Annotated in this window: 9 protein-coding genes and 1 pseudogene; 4 read left to right on the top strand and 6 right to left on the bottom strand. The window is 62.0% G+C overall.

Annotation, left to right across the window (positions count from 1 at the left end; translation table 11 throughout):
- The coding region (locus tag EN884_RS17820) for a methyltransferase (protein WP_164895038.1) at positions 1-162 on the top strand (162 nt) is incomplete at its 5' end.
- 68 nt (positions 163-230) lie between these two features.
- Here the strand turns inward: EN884_RS17820 and EN884_RS17815 are convergent.
- The 4 genes from EN884_RS17815 to fabA form a co-directional block, all read right to left on the bottom strand.
- A complete protein-coding gene (locus tag EN884_RS17815; protein WP_027161757.1) occupies positions 231-1,775 on the bottom strand; it encodes a bifunctional diguanylate cyclase/phosphodiesterase in 1,545 nt (514 codons plus the stop codon).
- A 207-nt stretch (positions 1,776-1,982) separates the two neighbouring features.
- On the bottom strand, positions 1,983-2,795 hold the full coding sequence (fabI, locus tag EN884_RS17810; RefSeq protein WP_013527887.1) for an enoyl-ACP reductase FabI: 813 nt from the start codon (positions 2,793-2,795) through the stop codon (positions 1,983-1,985).
- Between the two features lie 13 nt (positions 2,796-2,808).
- Entirely contained in the window at positions 2,809-4,029 is a 1,221-nt protein-coding gene (fabB, locus tag EN884_RS17805; protein WP_024503470.1) for a beta-ketoacyl-ACP synthase I, read from the bottom strand.
- Between the two features lie 52 nt (positions 4,030-4,081).
- The gene (gene fabA / locus EN884_RS17800) at positions 4,082-4,597 is read right to left on the bottom strand and encodes a 3-hydroxyacyl-[acyl-carrier-protein] dehydratase FabA (protein ID WP_013527885.1); all 516 of its coding nucleotides are present in this window, start codon (positions 4,595-4,597) and stop codon (positions 4,082-4,084) included.
- A 242-nt stretch (positions 4,598-4,839) separates the two neighbouring features.
- Between fabA and irrA the strand changes: the two genes are divergently transcribed.
- Positions 4,840-5,271 carry an iron response transcriptional regulator IrrA gene (gene irrA / locus EN884_RS17795; RefSeq protein WP_024503471.1) on the top strand — a complete coding sequence of 144 codons (432 nt, stop codon included), beginning with the start codon at positions 4,840-4,842 and terminating at the stop codon, positions 5,269-5,271.
- Between the two features lie 46 nt (positions 5,272-5,317).
- Entirely contained in the window at positions 5,318-5,725 is a 408-nt protein-coding gene (locus EN884_RS17790; RefSeq protein WP_063169996.1) for a DUF4260 domain-containing protein, read from the top strand.
- Here the strand turns inward: EN884_RS17790 and EN884_RS17785 are convergent.
- Positions 5,698-6,258: an SH3 domain-containing protein gene (locus tag EN884_RS17785; RefSeq protein WP_063170456.1), complete on the bottom strand. Its 561-nt coding sequence runs from the start codon at positions 6,256-6,258 to the stop codon at positions 5,698-5,700. The genes EN884_RS17790 and EN884_RS17785 overlap by 28 nt on opposite strands.
- Before the next feature lie 209 nt (positions 6,259-6,467).
- Here EN884_RS17785 and EN884_RS17780 point away from each other — a divergent pair, with 209 nt between their 5' ends.
- The gene (locus EN884_RS17780; protein ID WP_013527881.1) at positions 6,468-7,469 is read left to right on the top strand and encodes a D-glycerate dehydrogenase; all 1,002 of its coding nucleotides are present in this window, start codon (positions 6,468-6,470) and stop codon (positions 7,467-7,469) included.
- A gap of 47 nt (positions 7,470-7,516) precedes the next feature.
- Here the strand turns inward: EN884_RS17780 and EN884_RS39585 are convergent.
- Positions 7,517-7,690, bottom strand: a pseudogene (locus EN884_RS39585) (GNAT family N-acetyltransferase); the annotation flags it as partial.

Here is a 7,690-nt window from a genome sequence, read left to right as displayed (position 1 = left end):
GGCATGATCCGAGCGGCGGCCAAGGCCTTGAAGCCGGGTGGGCGGCTGTTCATGGTCGCCAACCGTCAGCTTCCCTACGAACCGATCTTGGCGGCTGTCTTTTCGAGCCATGCCGAACTCGCTCGTGACGGCATGTTCAAGGTGCTTTCCGCTCGTCGTTGAAGCATGATCCCGAAAGTGGATACCGGTTTCGGAAAAGATCATGCTCAAAAACAGATATCGCGTCGCACTCAATGCAGATTGGCAACGCGCCGGACCTCATCGGTGATATGCACGTCGCCGACCCTGATCTTGAGGGGGGCGGGCCTGCCATACAGGTAGCCTTGCACCACCTCGCAGCCGGCTGCCCTGAGCAGTGTCGCCTGGCTTTCGGTCTCGACGCCTTCGGCAATGATGCTGACGCCGAGCGCGCGCGAAAGCCCGACGATGGTCGAGACGACCGCGCCGGAGCTGGAATCTGTGTCGAGGCGGCTGACGAAGGACCGGTCGATCTTCAGCTTGCCGAATGAGAAATCGATCAGGTAGCTCAAATTGGAATAGCCGGTGCCGAAATCATCGACGGCGACCGAAATGCCGATATCCGCAAGCTCCTTCAGGATGGCGGCGGCGCGGTCGCGATCCTGCATCATCGCCGTCTCGGTCACTTCCAGTTCCAGCCGTGACGGCTTGATGCCGGTGCTCGTCATGGTGTCGCGCACGATGCCGACGAAGTCCTTGGTCATGAACTGGACGGGCGAGATGTTGACGGCGACGAAGCAGTCGTCGGGCAGATGCCGGGCGTCGCTGCAGGCTTTGCGCAGCACCCATTCGCCGATCGGGCCGATCATGCCGGTTTCCTCGGCGATCGGAATGAACTCCATCGGCGGGATCATGCCGCGTTCCGGATGCCGCCAGCGGATCAGCGCTTCGTAGCCGACGATGCGGCCGGTCGGGAGATCGAGCTGCGGCTGGTAATGAAGGTCGAAGTCACCGCGCTCGAAGGCTGTATGCAGTTCGGATTCGATCCACTGGCGATGGTCGGCGACCCTGCCCATTTCGGCATGGAAGACGGACCAGTTGCCGACGCCGCTGGCGCGCGCGTTCTGCAGCGCCAGATTGGAGCGGCGCAGGATGAGGACGGGATCGACACCGTCCTTTGGCATCGCCACGATGCCGACCGACAGGCTGACCGATTGCAGGTGCGTACCGAGATCATAGGGCTCCATCATCTCGTCGATGAGCCTCTCTATGGTGCTTTCCAAGGACCCTGCGACTTGGTTGTCGGGGAGCAGGATCGCGAATTCACCGGCGCCGATGCGTCCGATCAGCGCGCGCGGCGGCACGCACGTCTTCAAGCGCTTGGTGAAGGCGCGGATCAGCTCGTCGCCCTGGCTGTAGCCGATGGCGTCATTGATCTGCTTGAACCGGTCGATGTCGATATCGATGAGGAACATCGGCTCGCCGGTCCGGCTGGTCGCGCATGCCGCCTCGGCAATCTTGCCGACCATCGCCGGACGTGCCACCAGGCCGGTCAGCTTGTCGAAATGGGTTTCCGTGAAGACGAAATCCGCCGATTCATCGACGCCGGCGAAGAAGGACATCGCGGCGACCGACGCCGCCAGTGCGCAAAGAGCGGCCATCACCGAGACCATCATGTCGGCGGAGATGCCGGCAAAGCCATCGCCGAGACCGAGCTTCAGGCCCCAGAGCCCGAGGACGAAACTGCCGAGACCCGAACTCGCTATGGTGAGCAGTCGGAACACCGGTGTTCGCTTCGGGTTGCTGACGGCGAGCATTGAAAGTTCCCCTGAGTACGGAGCTTTCTACCGGATATCTCCTTAAAATGAGTTTCCGCGAATGAATCCAATTTTATTGGACCGGAAGTATTTCTTGAGCGGATCAATGCGACTGGCGCTGAAACGGGGTTTAGCCGCGCGCTTTAAGCTTCGTGTTTTCAGATGTCCGCCATTTCAAAACCGTCGCGCACCTTTGGCCGACAGGCGTTAGTCTCGCCCGCCGTCGGTCTGCTTCAATTCGTCGAGCGTCGGCATGGAAACGATGTGATAGCCGGAATCGACATAGTGGATTTCGCCGGTAACCCCGGAAGACAGATCCGACAACAGATAAAGCGCCGAACCACCGACCTCGTCGATGGTCACCGTGCGGCGCAGTGGCGAGTTTCGCTGCTGGTAGGAGAACATGTGGCGGGCGTCCGAAATGCCGGCGCCGGCGAGCGTGCGCACGGGCCCAGCCGATATGCCGTTTACCCTGATGCCGCGCGGACCGTAATCGTTGGCGAGGTAGCGCACGCTGGCCTCCAGTCCGGCCTTGGCGACGCCCATGACATTGTAGTTCGGCATGACGCGGACGGAGCCCGCATAGGTCAGCGTGATCATCGATCCGCCGTCCTTCATCAAGGTGGCCGCATGGCGGGCGACCTCGGTGAAGGAGTAGCAGGAGATCACCATGGTGCGGACGAAATTGTCCCGGCTGGTGTCGGCGTAGAGGCCTTTCAACTCGTTCTTGTCGGAAAAGCCGATGGCGTGGACGATGAAATCCAGCCCGCCCCATTCGTTGCCCAGGGTCTCGAACGTGGCGGCGACCGAAGCGCTGTCCTCGACGTCGCACGGCACGACCAGCGAGGCGCCGAGCTTGTCGGCCAGCGGCTTGACCCGGCGTCCGAAGGCATCGCCCTGATAGGTGAAGGCGAGTTCCGCCCCGTGTTCGGATAATTTCCGGGCGATGCCCCAGGCGATCGAATGATCGTTGGCGACACCCATGACAAGCCCGCGCTTGCCCTTCATCAATCCGTCCATGGCCGGCAAATCCTTATGCGGAATAGCGCTGGAAAACGAGCGTGGCGTTGGTGCCACCGAAGCCGAACGAATTGGACAAAACAGTGTCGATCCTGGCGTCGTCGATGCGCTTTCGCACGATCGGCATGCCCTCGAATTCGGGGTCGAGGGTCTCGATATGGGCGCTTTCGCCGATGAAACCGCCCTGCATCATCAGGATCGAGTAGATGGATTCCTGCACGCCGGCCGCGCCCAGCGAATGGCCGGTCAGCGACTTCGTCGAGGTGATGTACGGCATCTCTGGGCCGAACACCTCGCGGATGGCGCCCATTTCCTTGGAATCTCCCACCGGCGTCGAGGTGCCATGGGTGTTGATGTAGTCGACCGGCGTGGAAACCGTGGCCAGCGCCTGGCGCATGCAGCGGACCGCGCCTTCGCCTGAAGGAGCAACCATGTCGTAGCCATCCGACGTCGCGCCATAGCCGACGATCTCGGCATAGATCTTGGCGCCGCGCGCCTTGGCATGCTCAAGCTCTTCCAGCACCAGCACACCGGCGCCCCCGGCAATGACGAAGCCGTCGCGATTGACGTCATACGCACGGGAGGCGGTCGATGCCTTGTCGTTGAATTTCGACGACATGGCGCCCATGGCGTCGAACAGGTCCGACATCGTCCAGTCGAGATCCTCGTGGCCGCCGGCGAAGACGATGTCCTGCTTGCCCCATTGGATCAATTCATAGCCATTGCCGATGCAATGCGCCGAGGTCGAACAGGCCGACGAGATCGAGTAGTTGACGCCGTGGATCTTGAACCATGTGGCAAGCGTCGCCGATGCGGTCGACGACATTGCCTTCGGCACCGCGAATGGACCGATGCGCTTGGGACTGCCGTTCTTCAGCGTCGTTTCGGCAGCTTCGACGATGGTGCGGGTGGATGGTCCGCCCGATCCCATGACGATGCCGGTGCGCTCATTGGTGATGTCGCTCTCGCCGAGGCCCGCATCCGCGATCGCCTGGTCCATGGCGACGTGGTTCCATGCAGCACCCTGGCTCAGGAAGCGCATCGCACGGCGATCGATCATCGCCGATGGATCGAGCGTCGGCGCTCCCCAGACCTGGCAGCGGAAGCCGTGTTCGGCGAAGGAATCCGAGAAGCTGATGCCTGATCTGGCGTCATGCAGCGAGGCTTGCACCTCGTTGGCATTGTTGCCGATCGACGACACGATGCCGAGGCCTGTGACTACGACACGTCTCATTCGCAACTCCTTCCAGGGATGCTGGCCAAAGGGGGCCGGCCAGGGGTGCCGGTCAGCCGACCGCCGACTGCTTGGACAGACCGACTTTCAAATCCGTTGCCGCGTATATGGGTTCGCCATCCGCCTTCAGCCAGCCATCGGCGATGCCGAGCACCAGCCGGCCCCGCATCACGCGCTTGAAGTCGATGCCATATTCGACCTTCTTCACCGAAGGCGTGACCATGCCCTTGAATTTCACTTCGCCGGTCGACAGCGCCATTCCCTTCCCGGGTTCGCCAAGCCAGCCAAGATAGAAGCCCGTCAGTTGCCACATGGCGTCGAGGCCGAGGCACCCCGGCATGATCGGATTGCCGATGAAATGGCAGGCAAAGAACCACAGGTCCGGCTTGATGTCGAACTCCGCGCGGATGAAACCCTTCTCGAAGGCGCCGCCGGTCTCGCTGATCTCGGTGATGCGGTCGAACATCAGCATTGGCGGATAGGGAAGCTGGGCGTTGCCCGGTCCGAACAGTTCGCCGCGGGCGCAGGCCAGCAATTCGTCGTACTCGTAGCTGGATTTACCCGCCATCAATCTCATCCCATATCGTTCCGGGCCATCGGGTGCCCTTGTCGTTGGTTTCCTAACACAATCTGTTTCAGGCCGGAAACCGGCGTTTGCGCTTAGCCTGCTCGTCTGCCTGGGTCAATGCGCGCTATTGATCGCATTCGGACGACAGAATATATGTCCTGAGAGGTCCGGTTTCGGCAGACGTTCATTTTTTTGCCATTCTGGGCGTGTCTTGGGGCGGAACTGTGGGGTTCGACGAGAAGATGGACCTGGACGGCCGGAAGGAAAATGTCGCTGTGGACAAGCGGGTCCGTGAAGCCGGGCTGAGGCCGACGCGTCAGCGCATTGCGCTGGCCGATCTGCTTTTCGCCAAGGGCGACCGGCATCTGTCGGCCGAGGAACTGCACGAGGAGGCGGTTGCCGCCGGCGTGCCGGTGTCGCTGGCCACCGTCTACAATGCCCTTCACCAGTTTACCCAGGCGGGACTTTTGCGCATCCTCGCCGTCGAAGGCGCGAAAACCTATTTCGACACCAACACCTCCGACCACCACCATTTCTACATCGAAGGCGAAAACCGTATATTCGACATCGACAGCGGTCCGGTGACGGTTGCGAACCTGCCGGAGCCTCCGGAAGGGATGGAGATCGCCAATGTCGACATCGTCGTGAGGCTGCGCCCCAAACGCCGCGAATGACTGGCGAGGCCGGAATCATCTGCCAAGCCAGAATTATCGGCCAGGGATGAAACCCCTCGATCTCGTAATCCGGCTCGAATGGGCGATCGTGGCACTGGCTGCCGTCATTTTCTACGGTTCGACCGGCATCTCCTGGTGGCTCTTCGGATTGCTTATCCTGGCGCCTGACCTATCGATGTCGGGCTATCTGGCCGGTCCGCGCGTCGGTGCCCTTGCCTACAACGCCTTGCACATCCTGATCGTGCCCGTGCTGCTGCTGCTCGGCGGGCACATGTGGGGCAATGCGGCCGCGATGGCGGTTGCGCTGATATGGATCGCCCACATCGCCATCGACCGTGCGCTGGGCTACGGTCTGAAGCTGCCGACCGGCTTCCAGGACACCCATCTCGGCCGTATCGGGCATAAAGCCAGGACCGCGAAAGAGAATCAGTCCTTGACCCGTTCGCCGGGATAGGCGCCCCAGACGACCGACTGGGCAAGCCAGCCGGTGTGGCCGTCGAACGTCATTTCGCACCACTGGCCGTCGCAGGATTTGATCGTACCCATGACGCCAGGTTCGATCATCGCGACCACCCTTGCATCCTTGTCGGGGCTGTTGAGAAGATTGATCCGGGTGCCCTTGCCACGCTGCCATGGTGCGACGATTGCCGTGCGTCGGCCGGAAAGCAGCGACTGGTTGATCCAGCCTTCCGAACCATCGGCATCGCGCACGCGGCGCCATGTGTCGAATTCCTGGATGATCTCCATCGGCAGGCCGGCCTTCATGTACATCCAGTCGACCGAGTAGTTGGCGCCGGGGCCGACGCGCGAGTTGACGCGGCCGGATTTCAGGCTGACGAATCGCGGCAGCGGCAGGCCGCTCGGCCCGAGCGTGACGACGCTCTGGGCAGGTGCAGCCGCACTCTGTGCCGCCGTAAGCGGAGAATAAAGCAGAGCGCCGAAAAATGCTGCACTGAGGGCCAGGCGAAGCGACGCGAAACCAGACACTTTCATTCCTTTCGGCGCTTGCCTCGGCGCCCCTTTTTCTTTGTCTTCGGCGGCACCGCTTGTTACATGGGTAATCGGCACCGCGACCGGCTTTCAGTTTCGCCGGTCTTGGTTAAAGAGGTCTCAACGAGATCGGGTTAGAGCAATTCCAGCAAACCTGTGAAGCGGTTTTGCGTTCGGAATTGCGGCAAATACTCGAGAGGGAAACAATGGCAGGCAAAAAAAGGCCTCTCGTCGTCATCACGCGCAAGCTGCCCGACCCGGTCGAGACCCGCATGCGCGAACTGTTCGACGCAAGGCTGAATGTCGAGGACCGGCCGATGACGCAGCCGGAACTGGTCGCGGCGGTCAAGGAAGCCGACGTTCTGGTGCCGACCATTACCGACAATATCGACGCGGCGCTGATCGCTCAGGCAGGCGACAACCTCAAGCTGATCGCCAATTTTGGCAACGGCGTCGACAAGATCGATGTCGCGGCTGCGGCCAAGAGGGGCATCACCGTCACCAACACGCCGAATGTCCTGACCGAAGACACCGCCGACATGACGATGGCGCTGATGCTGGCGGTGCCGCGGCGGCTCGCGGAAGGCGCCAATGTGCTCACCGGCGACAAGAAATGGGCCGGCTGGTCGCCGACCTGGATGCTGGGCCGGCGCATCTGGGGCAAGCGGCTCGGCATTGTCGGCATGGGGCGGATCGGCACGGCCGTAGCCAGGCGGGCCAAGGCCTTCGGACTGTCGATCCACTATCACAACCGCCACCGCGTGCTGCCGGCCGTGGAAGACGGGCTGGAGGCGACCTATTGGGAAAGCCTCGACCAGATGCTGGCCCGCATGGATATCATCTCGGTCAACTGTCCCTCGACGCCGGCAACCTTCCATCTGCTTTCGGCGCGGCGGCTGGCGCTACTGCAGCCCACCGCCTATGTCGTCAACACCGCGCGCGGCGACATCATCGACGAGGAAGCACTGGTCAAGCTGATCCAGGACGGCAAGATCGCCGGCGCCGGCCTCGATGTCTACGAGCACGAGCCGGCCTTGAACGGCAAGCTGCTGAAGCTCGCGGCCAAGAACAAGGTCGTGCTTTTGCCGCATATGGGCTCGGCGACGCTCGAGGGCCGTATCGACATGGGTGAAAAGGTCATCATCAACATCCGCGCCTTCGTTGACGGCCACCGCCCACCAGACCGCGTGCTGCCGCTCAGGACCTGACACTGTCGCGGTGCGATATCCGTGGCCCACAAACCGTAAGATAAGACTTACGGGAGAGCTTTGCGCATGGTGATCGAGGTCGGCCTGGCATAGCCGTCATGCGCCGTCCGTCCAGTTTCGCGAAAGCCGAGGCGAGCAAAGGCCGCGTGGTTCGCGGTCAACTCGATCCGCGTCTGAAGCTCGATGGCGGCCTTGCCGCGGCCGCGGGCAAGGTCTTCGAC

It is taken from the genome of Mesorhizobium sp. M7A.F.Ca.AU.001.01.1.1, assembly GCF_004022735.1.
GTDB classification, from domain to species: Bacteria; Pseudomonadota; Alphaproteobacteria; order Rhizobiales; family Rhizobiaceae; genus Mesorhizobium; species Mesorhizobium ciceri.
This window is presented reverse-complemented; position numbering and strand designations above follow the sequence as displayed.